Source organism: Sphingomonas aquatilis (assembly GCF_014196115.1).
In the GTDB taxonomy this organism is placed as follows: Bacteria; Pseudomonadota; Alphaproteobacteria; order Sphingomonadales; family Sphingomonadaceae; genus Sphingomonas; species Sphingomonas aquatilis.
Map to the genome: position 1 here is coordinate 13,051 of NZ_JACIDB010000008.1, position 15,962 is coordinate 29,012.

Annotated in this window: 18 protein-coding genes; 5 read left to right on the forward strand and 13 right to left on the reverse strand. The window is 68.3% G+C overall.

Features of this window, described 5'->3' with window-relative positions:
* Window positions 1–3: 3 nt before the first annotated feature.
* Complete coding sequence (ispG, locus tag GGR47_RS14810) at window positions 4–1,131, reverse strand: flavodoxin-dependent (E)-4-hydroxy-3-methylbut-2-enyl-diphosphate synthase (protein ID WP_147035790.1); 1,128 nt, start codon at window positions 1,129–1,131, stop codon at window positions 4–6.
* A gap of 63 nt (window positions 1,132–1,194) precedes the next feature.
* Here ispG and GGR47_RS14815 point away from each other — a divergent pair, with 63 nt between their 5' ends.
* Genes GGR47_RS14815 through GGR47_RS14830 form a run of 4 tightly spaced genes read left to right on the forward strand, consistent with a single transcriptional unit; the run spans window position 1,195 to window position 5,222 of the window.
* Window positions 1,195–2,343 carry an acyltransferase family protein gene (locus GGR47_RS14815; protein ID WP_147035789.1) on the forward strand — a complete coding sequence of 383 codons (1,149 nt, stop codon included), beginning with the start codon at window positions 1,195–1,197 and terminating at the stop codon, window positions 2,341–2,343.
* On the forward strand, window positions 2,340–3,257 hold the full coding sequence (locus GGR47_RS14820) for an isoaspartyl peptidase/L-asparaginase family protein (RefSeq protein ID WP_147035788.1): 918 nt from the start codon (window positions 2,340–2,342) through the stop codon (window positions 3,255–3,257). Before GGR47_RS14815 ends, GGR47_RS14820 begins: the two co-directional genes overlap by 4 nt.
* 16 nt (window positions 3,258–3,273) lie before the next feature.
* Window positions 3,274–4,314, forward strand: coding sequence for a DUF6624 domain-containing protein (locus GGR47_RS14825; protein ID WP_147035787.1), 1,041 nt, complete (start codon window positions 3,274–3,276; stop codon window positions 4,312–4,314).
* A gap of 47 nt (window positions 4,315–4,361) precedes the next feature.
* Window positions 4,362–5,222, forward strand: a complete 861-nt coding sequence (locus tag GGR47_RS14830; protein WP_063687095.1) for a S1/P1 nuclease — start codon at window positions 4,362–4,364, stop codon at window positions 5,220–5,222.
* An 84-nt stretch (window positions 5,223–5,306) separates the two neighbouring features.
* Here GGR47_RS14830 and GGR47_RS14835 read toward each other — a convergent pair whose 3' ends face one another.
* From GGR47_RS14835 to GGR47_RS14890, 12 genes are all read right to left on the reverse strand, one after another.
* Window positions 5,307–5,552 (reverse strand): hypothetical protein, encoded by a 246-nt coding sequence (locus GGR47_RS14835; RefSeq protein WP_244305007.1) that lies wholly within the window; start codon window positions 5,550–5,552, stop codon window positions 5,307–5,309.
* Window positions 5,536–5,757 (reverse strand): type II toxin-antitoxin system antitoxin, encoded by a 222-nt coding sequence (locus tag GGR47_RS14840; RefSeq protein ID WP_017980660.1) that lies wholly within the window; start codon window positions 5,755–5,757, stop codon window positions 5,536–5,538. Before GGR47_RS14840 ends, GGR47_RS14835 begins: the two co-directional genes overlap by 17 nt.
* Window positions 5,758–5,769: 12 nt before the next feature.
* Window positions 5,770–6,666, reverse strand: a complete 897-nt coding sequence (locus GGR47_RS14845; protein WP_183949580.1) for an SPFH domain-containing protein — start codon at window positions 6,664–6,666, stop codon at window positions 5,770–5,772.
* Window positions 6,667–6,885: 219 nt separating this feature from the next.
* Complete coding sequence (gene pal, locus GGR47_RS14850) at window positions 6,886–7,410, reverse strand: peptidoglycan-associated lipoprotein Pal (protein ID WP_017980658.1); 525 nt, start codon at window positions 7,408–7,410, stop codon at window positions 6,886–6,888.
* Between the two features lie 56 nt (window positions 7,411–7,466).
* Complete coding sequence (gene tolB / locus GGR47_RS14855; protein WP_147035785.1) at window positions 7,467–8,882, reverse strand: Tol-Pal system beta propeller repeat protein TolB; 1,416 nt, start codon at window positions 8,880–8,882, stop codon at window positions 7,467–7,469.
* Window positions 8,883–9,060: 178 nt separating this feature from the next.
* Window positions 9,061–10,077, reverse strand: a complete 1,017-nt coding sequence (locus GGR47_RS14860; protein WP_147035784.1) for a cell envelope biogenesis protein TolA — start codon at window positions 10,075–10,077, stop codon at window positions 9,061–9,063.
* Window positions 10,077–10,517, reverse strand: coding sequence for a protein TolR (gene tolR, locus GGR47_RS14865; protein ID WP_053111642.1), 441 nt, complete (start codon window positions 10,515–10,517; stop codon window positions 10,077–10,079). The genes GGR47_RS14860 and tolR overlap by 1 nt, the downstream gene beginning before the upstream one ends.
* Before the next feature lie 10 nt (window positions 10,518–10,527).
* Window positions 10,528–11,220 carry a protein TolQ gene (gene tolQ / locus GGR47_RS14870; RefSeq protein ID WP_017980654.1) on the reverse strand — a complete coding sequence of 231 codons (693 nt, stop codon included), beginning with the start codon at window positions 11,218–11,220 and terminating at the stop codon, window positions 10,528–10,530.
* The gene (locus tag GGR47_RS14875) at window positions 11,217–11,681 is read right to left on the reverse strand and encodes a YbgC/FadM family acyl-CoA thioesterase (RefSeq protein WP_017980653.1); all 465 of its coding nucleotides are present in this window, start codon (window positions 11,679–11,681) and stop codon (window positions 11,217–11,219) included. Before GGR47_RS14875 ends, tolQ begins: the two co-directional genes overlap by 4 nt.
* A gap of 63 nt (window positions 11,682–11,744) precedes the next feature.
* Window positions 11,745–12,494 (reverse strand): hypothetical protein, encoded by a 750-nt coding sequence (locus tag GGR47_RS14880; RefSeq protein ID WP_147035783.1) that lies wholly within the window; start codon window positions 12,492–12,494, stop codon window positions 11,745–11,747.
* A 294-nt stretch (window positions 12,495–12,788) separates the two neighbouring features.
* Entirely contained in the window at window positions 12,789–13,775 is a 987-nt protein-coding gene (locus tag GGR47_RS14885) for an NAD(P)H-dependent flavin oxidoreductase (RefSeq protein WP_147035801.1), read from the reverse strand.
* Window positions 13,776–13,804: 29 nt separating this feature from the next.
* On the reverse strand, window positions 13,805–15,064 hold the full coding sequence (locus tag GGR47_RS14890; RefSeq protein ID WP_017980650.1) for an aspartate kinase: 1,260 nt from the start codon (window positions 15,062–15,064) through the stop codon (window positions 13,805–13,807).
* A 53-nt stretch (window positions 15,065–15,117) separates the two neighbouring features.
* Here GGR47_RS14890 and ubiG point away from each other — a divergent pair, with 53 nt between their 5' ends.
* Window positions 15,118–15,879, forward strand: a complete 762-nt coding sequence (gene ubiG, locus GGR47_RS14895; RefSeq protein ID WP_147035782.1) for a bifunctional 2-polyprenyl-6-hydroxyphenol methylase/3-demethylubiquinol 3-O-methyltransferase UbiG — start codon at window positions 15,118–15,120, stop codon at window positions 15,877–15,879.
* Window positions 15,880–15,962 lie beyond the last annotated feature (83 nt).

The following is a 15,962-nucleotide window of genomic DNA, read 5'->3' on the forward strand; positions in this document are numbered from 1 at the left end:
GACCTATTCGGCTGCCACGACCTGCAGTTCGGCCTCGGCCGCTTCGATTTCCGCCGCCTTGGCTTCGACCAGCCGGACGATGTGGTCGATCATGCCCTCGTCCTGCACATGATGGTCGGTGACGCCCGACAGATAGACCATGTGCTTGCCGTTGCCGCCGCCGGTGATGCCGATGTCGGTCTCGCGCGCTTCGCCGGGGCCGTTGACGACGCAGCCGAGTACCGACAGGCTCATCGGCGTACGGATGTGCTGAAGCCGTTCCTCGAGCGCCTGCACGGTGCGGATCACGTCGAACCCCTGCCGCGCGCACGACGGGCACGACACGACGCGCACGCCGCGGTTGCGGATGCCAAGCGCCTTCAAGATTTCGAAGCCGACGCGCACCTCGTCCTCCGGCTCGGCGGAGAGCGAGACGCGGATCGTGTCGCCGATGCCGTACCAGAGCAGGCTGCCGATCCCGATCGCGGACTTTACGGTGCCGCCGACGAAGCCGCCCGCTTCGGTGATGCCGAGGTGCAGCGGGCAATCCACCGCTTCGGCGAGCTGCTGATAGGCCGCGACCGCCAGGAACAGGTCCGACGCCTTCACCGCGACCTTATATTCGTGGAAATCGTGGTCCTGCAGCAGCTTGATGTGGTCGAGTGCGCTTTCCACCAGCGCATCCGGACACGGCTCGCCGTATTTTTCGAGCAGATCCTTTTCGAGGCTGCCGCCGTTGACGCCGATGCGGATCGCGCAGCCATTGGCCTTGGCGGCGCGGACGACTTCGGCGACGCGCTCCGACGACCCGATATTGCCCGGATTGATGCGCAGGCAGGCCGCGCCGGCATCCGCCGCCTCCAGCGCGCGCTTATAGTGGAAGTGGATGTCGGCGACGATCGGCACGCGCGATCCCCGCACGATCTGCTTCAGCGCCGCGGTCGATTCGACGTCGGGGCAGGAGACGCGGATGATGTCGACGCCCGCATCCTCGCAGCGGCGAATCTGGTCGATCGTCGCGCGAATATCGGGGGTGGGCGTGTTGGTCATCGTCTGCACGGTGACGGGCGCATCGCCGCCGACGGGAACGGTGCCGACCATGATCTGGCGGCTCTGACGGCGGACGATGTCGCGCCACGGACGTAAGGACATGGCGTCTATATACAGCAGCCGGGTTGCGGTTCAAAGACGCTGGTGTAGGGCAGCAGCAGTTCCATGACGCGTCCCCCAATTCCTCGCCATTACGGCCTCGACTGGCTGCGCGTCGCCGCCTTCGCGATCCTGATCGTCTATCATGTCGGCATGGTGTTCGTGCCCTGGGGCTTCCACGCCAAGAGCGCGCATGGCGCCGACTGGGTGGTACTGCCGATGCTGGCGGTGAACGCTTGGCGATTGAGCCTGCTGTTTGTCGTGTCGGGCTATGCCAGCCGCGCTTTGCTCACCCGCGCGCACGGTCCCGGCGGCTTCCTGCGCCAGCGTTCGCTGCGCCTGTTGGTGCCGCTGGCCTTCGGCGTCGCGGTGATCGTGCCACCGCAAAGCTGGGTCGAGCTCGTCACCCAGCACGGCTATCGCGCCGGGTTCGCGACCTTCTGGACCCACGATTATTTCCGCCTCGGCAGGCTGGGCGGGATCGGCCTGCCCGCGCTCAACCATCTGTGGTTCGTCGCCTATCTGTGGTTGTACACGGTCGTACTGGCTGCCGGCGTCGCGCTGATCCGCACGCAGGCGCCGCAGCGGGCATTCGACCGGCTGTTTGCCGGGCCACTGCTGATGATCATCCCGACTGCGTGGCTGGTATGCATTCATGGCTGGTGGTTCCCCATGGGTTATGAGACGCACGATCCACTCCACGATCTGATGGCGCATCTGAGCTACCTGCCCGCCTTCCTGTTCGGCTTCGCGCTGGCGGGATCGGCGCCGGTGCTGGCCGCGTGCGTGCGCTGGCGCTGGGCGGGGCTGGCGATGGCGCTCCTGGGCTATGGTTTCATCCTGGCGGTGGAGCTGGTCGGCGGCGACGCACCGCGCTGGCTGTATCCCACCTACGGAGCCGCACATGCGCTGCAGCAATGGGGCGCGACGCTCGCACTGATCGGCTTGGCCGAGCGGCACTGGAATCGCGACGCGCCGGCGCGCGCCACGCTGACCGAGGCGGTCTTCCCCTTCTACCTCGTCCATCAGACGATCATCGTCCTCGTCGCCTATTGGCTGATCCCCGCGCGACTGGCCGGCGGTGCCGAATTTGCGGTGCTGATCGCCGCGACGATCGCCGGCTGCTGGGCCTTTTACGCGATCGGCCGCCGCATCGCGATCCTGCGCCCGCTGATCGGGCTGCGGTCCCTGTCGTCACAGAAGGTAGCATCATGAGCTGGTCCCTTGTCCTGCACGGCGGCGCCGGATCGATCGAGCGCCACCGCCTGACGCCCGAACAGGACGCGGGCGCCCGCGCCGGCCTGTCCCGCGCGCTCGACGCCGGCGCGGCGATCCTGTCGGACGGCGGCAGCGCGCTCGATGCGGTGGAAGCCGCCGTCCAGGTGCTGGAGGACGATCCGCACTTCAACGCCGGCCGCGGCGCCGCCTTCACCCGCGACGGCAGCATCGAGCTGGATGCGGCGATCATGGACGGCGCCACGCGGGCGGCCGGCGCCGTCGCGGGGATCACGCAAACGCGCTCCCCCGTCGCGCTCGCACGCCGAGTGATGGCGGCGAGCCCCCACGTTCTGCTGAGCGGCACCGGCGCCGAGCAATTCGCCCGCGACCAGGGCCTGGAGGTCGCACCCGAAGGCTGGTTCGAGACGCCCGAGCGCCGCCGCCAGCTCGACGAGATGCTGTCGCGCAACGCCGACGCCTTCGACGTCGACATGAAATACGGCACCGTCGGCGCGGTCGCACGCGATGCGGCGGGCCATGTCGCCGCCGCCACCTCGACCGGCGGCGTGACGGGCAAGCGCTGGGGCCGGATCGGCGATTCGCCACTGATCGGCGCGGGCACCTTCGCCGACGATCGTGCCTGCGCGGTATCGTGTACCGGTTCGGGCGAATTCTTCATCCGCGTCGGCGTGGGCCATGAGATTGCGGCGCGCATCCGCCTCGCCGGGGACACGGCGCAAGCGGCCGCGGACGCCGTGATGGCGGAGGTGCGCGCGCTCGGCGGCACCGGCGGCGTGATCGTCACGACACCTGCGGGCGATGCGCTGTGGAGCCTCACCACCCCCGGCATGTACCGCGCCCGCGCCACCGCGGCCGGTATGCGCGAGGTCGCGATCTACGGCGACGAGTGATCGTCACGATCCGGCCATGATCCGTGGCGAGCATGGCCTCATGATCCGCCGCCTCGCCTTGCTCGCCGCCGCACTGCTCGCCACCGCCGAGGCGCCACCGCCGCCCGCGACGCTGACCCCTTATATCACCGGCGGGACGTTCCGGCCGGGCGACTATGGCTGGCTGCGCGGTGCCTTCGATGACGCGACGCCTGCACAGAAAGCCGAATGGCACGTTCTGGACGCTTGGTTGAAGCAGTGCCGGCAGGAGAGCGCAGCACAGACCCGCGCCGAGCTGATCGCGCTCGGCATCGCCGATCCCAAGATCCGCCCTACCTCTTACGGGGATGCGCCCTGCGGCGCGGTGGATCGGGCCTTCCCACAAGGCGACATGGGTAACGATTGGTCGCTGTTCCAGACGAAGCTGACAAGCGCCCGGCGCGTCGCCGACACGCTCGTCTGGTCGGCCGCGCTGGCGCAGGCGGTCGGGGACGAGGCGGGCGACATCCTGACCGCACAGCTGATCGCCCGGCCGATCACCGATCAGGTCCTGCGCACGTCGCTGGCGTGGAATCAGGGTCCGACGAAGGGCGCGCCGCCGCTCGATCCCATGGAGGCGGGAATCGTCCGCGGACTCACCTGGTCGGCGATCGCCGCGCGCGATCATGCCAATACCGCATGGATGAAGACGGTGGTCGCCAAACATGGCTGGCCGACGATCGCCATGGTCGGGGCGCAGGCGTCGTCGAGCGCCTGGATGTTGGTACAGCATGCCGACGACGATCCCGTCTTCCAGCTCAAGATGCTGCGGCTGATGGAGCCGCTTGCCGCGCGCGGGCAGGTGTCGCCCCGGAATCACGCGCTGCTCTACGATCGCGTTATGCTCCAGATGGTCGGGACGCAGCGCTACGGCACGCAGATGAGCTGCGCGACAGGCAGTTGGCAGCCCTTCCCCTTGGAAGATGCCGCGAAGGTCGAAGGCTATCGCCGCGCCGCCGGCCTCAATACGATGGCGCAGAACGCCGCGCGCATCCTGCAGGAAAACGGCCCCTGCCCGCCGATGCCCACAGCCCACTGACGCAAAGCCGCTTCTGCCCGTCACATTCCGACGCTAATACCAAGGTCATGACACTCGTCCGCTTTGCCCTTGCCGCGCTGCCCGCGCTCGTCCTTGCCGCGCCTGCCCAGGCCTATTGGGAGTTCGGGCATGAGACGGTCGCGAAGATCGCCTATGCCAATGTCACGCCGCAGACGCGCCGCGCGATCGACCGGCTGCTCGCCGAGACGCCGAAGCTCGACACGCCCGAATGCCCCGCGACGACGATCGAGGGCGCGAGCACCTGGGCCGATTGCGTCAAGCCGCTGAAGGGCCCCAATGGCAAGTCGCGCTTCGGCTATGCCTACACATGGCACTTTCAGGACGTGAACATCTGCCAGCCCTTTACGCTGGAAGAGGCGTGCAAGGACGGCAATTGCGTGTCGGCGCAGATCACCCGCGACGTCGCGATCCTGAAGAATAAGCGCCTGCCGGCCAAGGAGCGGGCGCAGGCGCTCGTGTTCCTGATCCACTTCGTCGGCGACCTGCACCAGCCGCTGCACGCGGGCGAAAAGAACGACAAGGGCGGCAATGACGTCGCCGCCGCCTACGGCAGCTACAGCCCGAAGCGGTTCAACCTGCATTCGATCTGGGACGGCACGCTCGCCGAACGCGCGATCACGACCGGGCCGAGCCTCGTCCGCCGCTACCCCGCCGCCGAAAAGCGCCGCATCGCTGCGGGCAATGTCGTCGACTGGAGCCGCGAATCGTATCAGGTCGCGCATGACGTCGTTTACGCAAGCGCGCTGAAGGGCGATCCGTGTGCGCCCTCCCCCGCCAAGGTGACGCTGGACGAAGCGACGATCGAAAAGCTGGTCCCGGTCGCGCGGCTGGAAGTGGAGCGCGGCGGGCTGCGCCTCGCCAAGCTGCTGGATCAGGCGCTGGGGTGATCTGCTCGTGAGGCGTGTCGCTCGTGCTTCACGTCTCCCGTCACCCCGGACTTGTTCCGGAGTGACGCAGCCTGTCGGGCGAGCTTACCGCGCGCCTCGCCATCGCCAGTGCCAGCCGCCGCGCGTTTTGACGGCGGCGATCCACACCAGGACTAGCGTAGCGGTCAGCACTACGAGCCATCCCCCACGTGGCTGCCAATGCCTCACGGCGAGAAGCACCGCCAGATACGCCACCAGCACCGCCCATCCCTGCCACGCGATCGGCAGGCCCGCGCCATAACCGAACCGCTTGGGCGCGAACCACGCGCCATCGTCACGCTCCTGCATCATCGTCCTCCTGCTGCTTGGGCGGGCGGCCGCGTTTTGCCGCGACCGGCGCCTCCAGCTTCACCCCCCGCCGGGCAAGCGCTTCCCGCAGCAGGCACTCGACCTGCGCATTGACGCTACGCAGGTCGCCCGCCGCGCTCCGCTCGATCGCCGCATACAGTGCGGGATCGACGCGGAGGGGAAACGCCTTTTTGGGGGGAGAAGCCATCGATCGATACGCTTACTGGTAGAGCGAACCCGCATTGACGACGGGCTGCGTGTCGCGCTCGCCACACAGCACGACCATCAGGTTGGACACCATCGCCGCACGCCGCTCGTCGTCCAGCTCGACGACGTTCTTCGCCGACAGTTGGTCGAGCGCGAGCTCCACCATGCCGACCGCGCCTTCGACCAGCGTCGTACGCGCCGCGACCACCGCCTGCGCCTGCTGCCGGCGCAGCATCGCGCCCGCGATCTCCTGCGCATAGGCAAGGTGCGTGAAGCCGCATTCGTCGACGGTGATCCCCGCCACCGCCAGCCGCGCGATCAGCTCGGCACGCAATTCCGCCCCCACCTGATCGTGGTTGCCGCGCAGCGTGATCTCCTGATGCTCGTAATCGTCATAAGGGTAGCGCGAGCCGATCGTGCGCACCGCCGCCTCGATCTGGACGTTCACGAACGCCTTGTAATCGTCGACGTCGAACAGCGCCTGCGCGGTGTCGGTGACGCGCCAGACGACCTGCGCCGCCATCTCGATCGGGTTGCCGCGCAGGTCGTTGACCTTGATCCGGTCCGAAATGACGTTGTTGGCGCGGACCGACACTTTCCGGCGCATCAGCCAAGGCAGCACCCAGCGCAGGCCCGATTCGCGATCGGTGCCGGCATAGCTACCGAACAAGGTAATCGCGCCCGCCTGATTGTGCTGCAACATGTAGAAACCGGCCGCGATGAACACGGTGCCGATCGCGCATAGCAGCGGCACGATCGCAAGGATCGGCGGCATCGCGTCGGATGCGAGTTCGACGATGACGAACACCGCGATCACGACCAGCAGCGCCGCCAGCGCCAGCATCGTATAACCGCTCGCTGTGGCGGCACGCCGTTCCTGCGACCGCGTGAGACTCCCCTGTTGCACCACCCTGTCCTCCAATTAATGTGATATCACATTTATATCGGATTTTAGGGGATGCAAGGGGATTCGCTTTGACCCATCCCGTCACCCCGGCCGAAGAGCCGGGGTCCCGCTTCTTCGATGCGGTCGGCGGAAGAAGCAGGCCCCCGGGTCAAGCCCGGGGCGACGGGAGGGATCGGATCGTCAGCGGCCCATCGGGCCTGGGAGGGGGCGCCCCTCGGGTCGTCAGTTCAGGACGACCGTCACCGCACGGCGGTTCTGCGCCCAGGCCGCCTCGTCCGATCCCAGCGCGACGGGGCGTTCCTTGCCGTAGCTGATCGTGGTCAGGCGCGACGGATCGATGCCCTTGGCGACCAGATAATTCTTGGCCGCATTGGCGCGGCGATCGCCCAGTGCCAGATTGTATTCGCGCGTGCCGCGTTCGTCGCAATGGCCCTCGATCGTCGCGCGGACGTTCGGGTAGCGCTGCATCCACGCCGCCTGGCTGTCGAGGATCGCACGCGCGTCGGCGTCGATGTCGCTCTGGTCGGTGCCGAACAGAACCGTGTTCGACGTCACCGAGCGGCGGAAGTCGGCGTCAGAGCCGGGCACGATCGCGCCATCGACCGGTCCGGTGTTCGCCGGCGGCGCTGTGTTGAGGCCGGCGGTGTTGTCGACCGGGGGCGGCGGCAGCTGCTTGGGCTTGTGCGCACAGGCGGCGAGCGACGCCAGCGCCGCGCCGGTCAACAGGATGTTGGTCAATTTGGTCATCGTCGTGACTCCGTTGGTGATCGTTTCGCCCCCGAAACACCCCTGCCGAAAACGCGTCAGGGCCGCAAAGGTCCCCAGGCCGGGTCCGAGCCATCGAGCGGCGTCGGAATCTTGCGCTCGACCTGTCCGGTCAGGTCGACCATCCACAGATCGGCCTTGCCCGAGCTGCCCGGCGTCGAGCGGTAGAAGGTGATGACGCGGCCATTGGGCGACCAGCTGGGCCCTTCGTCCTGCCAGCCGTCGGTCAGGATCTTTTCACCGCTGCCCGACGGGGACATGATGCCGATCCGGAAATTGCCGCCCAGCTTCGTGAAGGCGATCAGGTCGCCGCGCGGGCTCCACACCGGCGTCGCATAGCGCCCCCCGCCGAAGCTGATCCGCTGCTGCCCGGAGCCGTCCGCGTTCATCACATAGATCTGCTGGCCCCCAGACCGGTCGCTCTCGAACACGATTCTGGACCCGTCGGGCGAATAGCTGCCGCCGGTGTCGATACCGGGCGAGGTGGTCAGTCGCTGCGGCGTGCCGCCCTGCGCCGAGACGCGGTAGATGTCCGTGTTGCCGTTCTGCGCCATCGAGAACAGGATCCAACGACCGTCAGGCGAGAAGCGCGGCGCGAAGGTGAGGCTGACGTTCTGCACCACCCGGCGCGGGCGGCCCGAGCCGAGATCGTAGACGTAGATCGCCGGCTTGTCGTTCTCGTAGCTCATGAAGACGATCGACTGCTGGTTCGGCGCGAAGCGCGGCGTCAGCACGATCGACTGGCCGTTGGTCAGGAAGCGGTGGTTGGCGCCGTCCTGATCCATGATCGCGAGACGCTTGATGCGCTTGGCCTTAGGGCCGGTTTCGCTGACGTAGACGACGCGACTGTCGAAATAGGGGCCTTCGCCGGTCAGGCGCGCATAGACCATGTCGGCGCATTTGTGCCCGGCGCGGCGCCAGTCGGACGGCGCGACGACGAAGCCGGTGCGCTTCAATTCGATCTTCGAAAAGACGTCGTACAGGTAGCAGCCGATCGTCAGATTGCCGTCGCCATTGGCGCGCACGAAGCCCTGCACCAGTGCCTGCGCGCCCGTGCCGCCCCAGTAATCGAAGGCCGGCGCGTTGACTTCCTGAAAGCCGACGGGACGCAGCTGATTGGCGCCGAGCGGCGTGAACAGGCCGGAATTGCGCAGGTCGTTGGCGATGATGTCCGCCATCTGCCGGCCAAGCGCATCGGTGCGGCCCGCGGGCGTATCGACCACCTCGGCGGTCGGCATGGCCGGGATGGCGATCGGCATCGGTGCGGAGACGCCGCCCGTGACTGACACTTCCAGCGGTGCGGGCGTCTGCCCGGCAGGCGCGGCCTGATCCTGCGGCGCCGGTGCCGCGGCAGCGGACTGCGCCGGGGCGGGCGCCTGCTGCGCGAGGGCAGGCAGGGTTAGCGCAGGCAGGGCAACGGTAACGCTCAGCGCGACCAGCAACGACCGGATCATGACCATCCTCTCAAACGCGTGTTACACGATACCGCGACCCCATACGCCCCGTCACCCCGGACTTGGTCCGGGGTCCACTCTGGGGCTTGGGGAGTGGCAAGCCGCTCCAGCGTTGCCCGTGCGGCTTGGTGGACCCCGGACCAAGTCCGGGGTGACGGAGTGGGTGGGGCCGGCGCCGTCACTGCAATTTCCACTGGAAATTGATGTTGTTCCACCCCCCCGAAGGCGTCGAATAATATTCGGGTGGCAGCTTGAGCGGCGAACAGCCCTTGAAGGCCGCAACGCCCAGATCGATCACACGCTGCTTGTACCGCTCGTTCTCTTCGGTGACGCCCGCCTGGCGGACCATGCGCGGCGTAGCGGCCAACGTCCCGTCCTCGTTGAGCCGTAGGTTCAGCGTCGTCACGATCTCGTTCGCGCCCGGCCCCGGATTGACCTGTCGGTCGGCGCACGGCTGGATCTGGCGCTGGATCGCCTGAACGATCCCCGCCATTGCCCGCGCGTCGATCTTGGCGGCGCGCGGCGCGGTGGAGGTGCTGGTCGACTTCTCGCTGGTCAGCCCGGCGAGGAAGTTGTCGCCCAGGCGCGAGCCGCGCGGGCGCGCCGCCTTGGCGGTTTCGCTGCTACCGCTGCCCTTCGCGGCGGGCGATTTGGCGGCGCTCGCCGACTTGCCCGTCCCGGCCTTCGCCGGTTCGGCGGCGGGTTTCGCTGCAACCTTGGCAGGCGCGGGCTTCGCGGCCGGCTTGGGCGCCGCCTCGGCGACGGGCCGGGGCTTCGGCGCGGCCTTCACCGGCGCGGGTTTCGGTTTGGGCTGCGGCTTGGGTTCGGGTTTCGCCGGCTTCGGCTCTGCTTTGGGAGCAGGCTTGGGCGCCGGTTTCGGTTCGGGCTTGGGCTGCGGCGGCGCCGGCTTGGGTTCGGGCGGCGCGGGTTCGGGTTCTGCGGCGGGCTCCGCCTCGGCAGGCGCGGCCGCGTCCTCCGGCTCGCCGGCATCGGGTGCGACCGATTGCGCAGGCGGCGTCACCGATTGCGGTGCGGTCGCTTCCAGCCCGACATCCTTGACGAGGCTAACCTCCATCGGCGTCTGCTGCAATTTCTCCGGATTGGGCGTGGCGAGAAAGCCGATCGACAGCAGGCCGAAGAGCACGATGTGCCCCGCAACCGCGATCCCCAGTCCGACCTTCTCGACGCGATCCATTATTTCTGCTCGCCGCCTTCCACCGTCAGCAGCGACACGCGGTTGAGCCCGGCGCGGTTGAGCTCGCCCATTACGCGCATCACCTGCCCATAATCGAGCGCGCGATCGGCGCGCAGGAACACCTGCGGCGGCTGGCCGCCCGCCTGCACCGCGGCGATCTGCTCCAGCCGCTGCGGCAGCGCCGCGGCGCTCACTTCCTCGTCATCGATGTACGTCTTGCCCTGCGCATCGAGCGACAGCTGCACCGGCTTCTGGTCCTGATCCAACGCCTTGGCGCGGCTGTCCGGCAGGTTCACCGGCACGCCGGCGGTCAGCAGCGGCGCCGTCACCATGAAGATGATGAGCAGCACCAGCATCACGTCGACCAGCGGCGTGACGTTGATGTCCGCCATCGGTGCGCGCCGGCCGCGACCGCGCTGCGAGGGGAGGTTCATCGCCATCAGCGCGCGCTCACCGCGAACCGTCCAGCTGGCGCGACAGCGTGGTGTGGAAGCCGTCGGCGAAACGGTTCAGCGCCGCCTCGATCCGGTTCACGCCGTGGCTGAAGCGATTGTAGGCGATCACCGCCGGAATCGCCGCAAACAGGCCGATCGCAGTGGCGAACAGCGCCTCGGCAATGCCCGGCGCGACGACGGCAAGCGACGAGTTCTGCGCCTGCGCAATGCCGGTGAAGCTGCGCATGATACCCCACACCGTGCCGAACAGCCCGACGAAGGGCGCGACCGATCCGATCGTCGCGAGGATGTTGAGCCGGTCGCCGATCCGGTCGATCTCGCCCGCGGCCGCCGCGCCCATCGCGGTGGCGAGGCGTTCGCGCGTGCCATTCTTGTCGATCGTGCCGCCCGCGGTGGAGCGGCGCCATTCCTTCACGCCCGCGACGAACACGCGCGCGGAGGGCAGGTCCTTGTCGCTTTCCGCCTTGTAGAAGGCGTCGATATCCTCCGCCTTCCAGAAATCGCGTTCGAAGCCGGCCATGCCCTTGCGGATCCGGCCCAGCCGCCGCCAGAAGGCGATGATCAGCGCCCAGGTCCAGATGCTGGCGCCGAGCAGGCCGAGCATCACGACCTTCACGACGATATCCGCCTGCAGGAACAGTGCGACGGGCGACAGCGTCGCCGCATCCATGTTGAACACCGGATTCATGAATTGGTCCCCTGCCAGATCAGGCGTTGGTAGATGGCGAGCCAGTCGGCCGGTTGACGCTTTGGCCGTCCCGATGGCGCGACGAGCGCCGCCGTGACCTCGGCCTCGGTCAGCACAAGCGAACCGCGCCTGACTGTTTGATGAATGACCACGCTCGCCGGGCTGGCGCGGATCACGCGACTGGCGACGATCAGCGCGTCGTCGAGCCTGGCGGGCGCGCGATAGCGGATCGCGAGGTCGACGATCGCATAGGCGCCCTCGCCCGCCTCATGAACGGCACGCTGGTCGATCCCGGCGACGCGCAGCATGTCGGAGCGGGCGCGCTCCATGTAGCGCAGGTAATTGGCGTGATAGACGACGCCCGACAGATCGGTGTCTTCGAAATAGACGCGCAGCGGGAACAGGTGCTCGCGCCCCTCGAACCGTCCGCCCGCGGGCTGGTCGATGCATCCCTCGTCCATTGCGAGGGGGCGTTAACCCAACCCGGCCCTAGGGGAAACCCTTAGCCGCGCCTGCGCTCCGCCTTATTGCGTAACGGTGCCGGCATCGGCGAAGGCGCTGGGGTCCAGTTTGAGGCGTGGATGCGCCGCTGGCGTCGCGGCCGGCACCGCCTGCACGACCAGCGGGCGCGGGGTGAAGGGCGTCACGCTCGCCATCCGCGTTGCCGCGGCCTGTTGCGCGCGCCATGCGTCATAGGCCGCGTAGAAATCGGTGAACGGCTTTTCGAGCACGGCGAGCCGGCCGGCGGCGAAGGCGGGCAGGTCTGCGGGTGCGACGCTCTGCACGTCGGTCAGCGTCGCAGCGGCGGCATTGCAGAAGGCCTCATGCGCCGGCACCTGGCTGAAGAAATTGTAGAGCCGCGTCATCGCGTCGTCGTAACGGTCCTGCCAGTCGCCGCCGCCTGCCTTGAATTCGCTCGCGAGCCGCGTCTGCGCGGAGGCGAGCATCGCCTTCTGCGCGGTGAGCAGCGTGTTGTAATCCGCGACGACCTGCGTCGATTCGGGGCCGCGGCAGGCGAGCGCCGCGACGTTCAACGCGGCGCGCAGGTGCCAGACCGCGCCGTCGGCGCTGAGGTTGCGATTCGGCGTCGCATAGCGGCCATCGGCCATCAGTGCGGGGATGGGCATGCCGACATAGGCGCCCTTCGGCATCGTCAGCAGCGCGGGGGCGGGCTTGGGCAGCGTCGCCACCACGGGCGGCGGCTGCACCCGGCGCGTCGCACAGCCGGCGAGCAGCGCCAGCACGGTCATGGAAATGGCAATCGAACGGCGCATCGTCCCGGCGTCCCTTTCGCCCCCCGGCGTGTGAGGGCGACTCTGCGGTCGGATGGTTAACGAAGCGTTAGCGGTGCGGTGAGCCGCGAGCGGCTCGGGACAGGGCGCGCTATGGATGACGCTGGGGAATGGGGCCGCCCCCTCGCCCCGCATCCTCCGTCACCCCGGACTGCTTCCGGGGTCCACCGGGCCACACGGGGAAGGCAGGAGGTTCACGCCATCCCCCTCGCCGCAGAGTGGACCCCGGAACAAGTCCGGGGTGACGGCGTGGGTGGGGCTACCGCATCACTCCAATCACGCCGCCCGCTTGTCCAGCGCCGTGGCAGCCTCCGCCATCAGGCTGGCGATGATGTCCGCGATCGGCTCTTCCTTGGTCACCATGCCGACCGACTGGCCGGCCATGACGCTGCCGTGCTCGACGTCGCCGTCGATCACCGCGCGGCGCAGCGCACCGGCCCAATAATGTTCGATCTGCAGCTGCGCCTCGGCCATCGCGACGCTGCCTTCGTCCAGGCTCTGCGCCACTTCGCGCTGCTTGGCGGTGAACAATTCGCCGCCGGCGTTCTTCAGCGCGCGCACGGGGATTACCGGCAGGCGCGGGTCGATCTGCACGCTCGCCACCGCGTCGCGGGCGCTGGCGCGGATGAACGCCTTCTTGAAATTGGGGTGCGCGATCGATTCGGTCGCGCAGACGAAGCGCGTGCCGAGCTGCACGCCCGCCGCACCCATGTCGAGATAGCCCGCGATCGCCTCGCCGCGGCCGATGCCGCCGGCGACGAACACCGGCACCGATTCGGCGATCTCCGGCAGCATCTCCTGCGCGAGCACGCTGGTCGAGACGGGGCCGATATGGCCGCCGGCTTCCATGCCCTCGATCACCAGCGCGTCGACGCCCGACCGGATCAGCTTCTTCGCGAGCGCCAGCGTCGGCGCGAAGCAGATGACCTTGGCGCCGCTCTCCTTGATCGCTTCCAGCGACCCCTTGGGCGGCAGCCCCCCGGCGAGCACGACATGGCCGACGTTGTGCTTGGCGCAGACCGCGATCAGGTCGAAGAGCGCCGGGTGCATGGTGATGAGGTTCACGCCGAACGGCTTGTCCGTCAGCGCCTTCGTGCCCGCGATCTCGGCACCGAGCAGCTCGGGCGTCATCGCCCCGCACGCGATCACGCCGAACCCGCCCGCGTTGGACATGGCGGCGACGAGGTTGCGCTCGCTGACCCACGACATGGCGCCCGCCATGATCGCGACCTCGCTGCCCAGGAACGCGGCGCCGCGCGCCATGCGGCGCGTCAGGCGCTCTTCGCCGACGCTCACGCCGCCGCCTCTGCGTCGAGACCATAGGCGGTGTGCAGCACGCGCACCGCGAGCTCGGTTTCATCCTCGTGGATCAGGACCGAGACCTTGATCTCGCTGGTCGAGATCGCCTGGATGTTGATCCCGCGCGCGCCGAGCGTCGTGAACATCGTGCTCGCCACGCCCGCATGGCTGCGCATGCCGACGCCGACGACCGAAATCTTGGCGACGCGCGTGTCATGGACCAGCTCGCCGAAGCCGATCGCCTCGCGCCCCTGGTTCAGCGCCTCGAGGCTGCGCGCGAGGTCCGCGGACGGCACGGTGAAGGTGACGTCGGTCGAGCCGTGGTTGTGCGCGATATTCTGGATGATCATGTCGACGTTGATGTTCGCCGCCGCGAGCGGCTCGAAGATCGCGGCCACCGCGCCCGGCTTGTCGGGGACGGAGGTCAGCGTGATCTTCGCTTCGTTCTTGTCGTGCGCGATGCCGGTGATCAGCTGGCGTTCCACGTCGTCAATCTCCTCTTCGCCGACGATCATCGTGCCGGGCAATGTATCCGCCATCGGCGCGTCCTCGCCCGTGAAGGACGAGAGCACCTGAACGCGGACCTGTTCCTTCATCGCGAGGCCGACCGATCGGGTCTGCAACACCTTCGCGCCGACGCTGGCGAGTTCCAGCATCTCTTCGTACGTCACCTTGGCGAGTTTTCGCGCGCGCGGCACGATGCGCGGATCGGTGGTGTAGACGCCGTCGACGTCGGTGTAGATGTCGCAGCGGTCCGCCTTCACCGCCGCCGCCACCGCGACCGCCGACGTATCCGACCCGCCGCGACCCAGCGTGGTGACGCGGCCATCCTCCGACCGGCCCTGAAAGCCGGGGATCACCGCCACCTCGCCCGCCGCCATGCTGGCGAGCAGCGCGTCCGTCTCGATCGTGCCGATCCGCGCCTTGGCGTGCGCGTCGTCGGTATGGATCGGCAGCTGCCAGCCGAGCCAGCTGCGCGCCTGCACGCCCGCCGCCTGCAAGGCGATCGCCAGCAAGCCACTGGTGATCTGTTCGCCCGCCGCGACGACGACGTCATATTCGCGTGGGTCGTACAGCGACGAGGCTTCGCGGCAGAAGCCGACCAGCCGGTCCGTCTCGCCCGCCATCGCCGACACGACGACCGCAACCTCGTTGCCAGCCTCCACCTCGCGTTTGACGCGCGCCGCAACGCTCCGGATGCGCTCGATCCCGGCCATCGACGTGCCGCCGAACTTCATCACGATACGTGCCATCGCGTCTCGCCAAACTCCTTGGGTGAAAGGGTGCGCCCTGATAGGTAGCGGCCATGGCAAGCGCAAGCAGCACGATCGATCCCGCCGGCGGCGTTACCGGCGCCACCACCATCGACCCCCGCGAGGCCGATCATTTCGGACGCATGGCGAAGGACTGGTGGGACCCCAAAGGCTCGTCGGCGATGCTCCACAAGCTCAACCCGGTACGGCTGCGCTACATCCGCGCGGCGATCGACCTGCACTGGGACGGTGACGACACCAGCTTCACGCCGCTCGCCGGCAAGTCGGCGCTCGATGTCGGCTGCGGCGCCGGGCTGCTCGCCGAACCGCTCGCCCGGCTGGGCGCGGCGGTCACCGGCATCGATGCGGCGGCAGAAAATATCGCGGTGGCAGAAGCGCATGCAGCGCAGAGCGGCCTCGCCATCGATTACCGCGCGACCGGCATCGAAAGCATGACCGGCCGCTTCGACCTCGTCACCAGCCTCGAGGTCATCGAACATGTCAGCGACCCCGCCGGCTTCGTCCGCGGCCTCGCCGAAGCGCTGAACGACGACGGCCTGCTGATCCTCTCGACCCCCAATCGCACGCCGCTCTCCCGCCTCGCGCTCATCACGCTGGCGGAAGGCACCGGCCGCATCCCGCGCGGCACGCACGATTGGGACAAGTTCCTGACCCCCGAAGAGCTCACCGACTTGATCGAACGCGCCGGCCTGACGGTGACGGACGTGACGGGGCTGAGCTTCTCGCCCGCAACCGGCTTCACCTTGAGCGATTCGACCGCCCTCGATTATTTCGTGACCGCCAAGCGCGTCTAAGTCCTCCCTCGCTTCAGCGGGGGAAGGGGGACCGCGGCCGAAGGCCGTGGTGGAGGGGGTGTTTCCACCAACACAACGCCCAC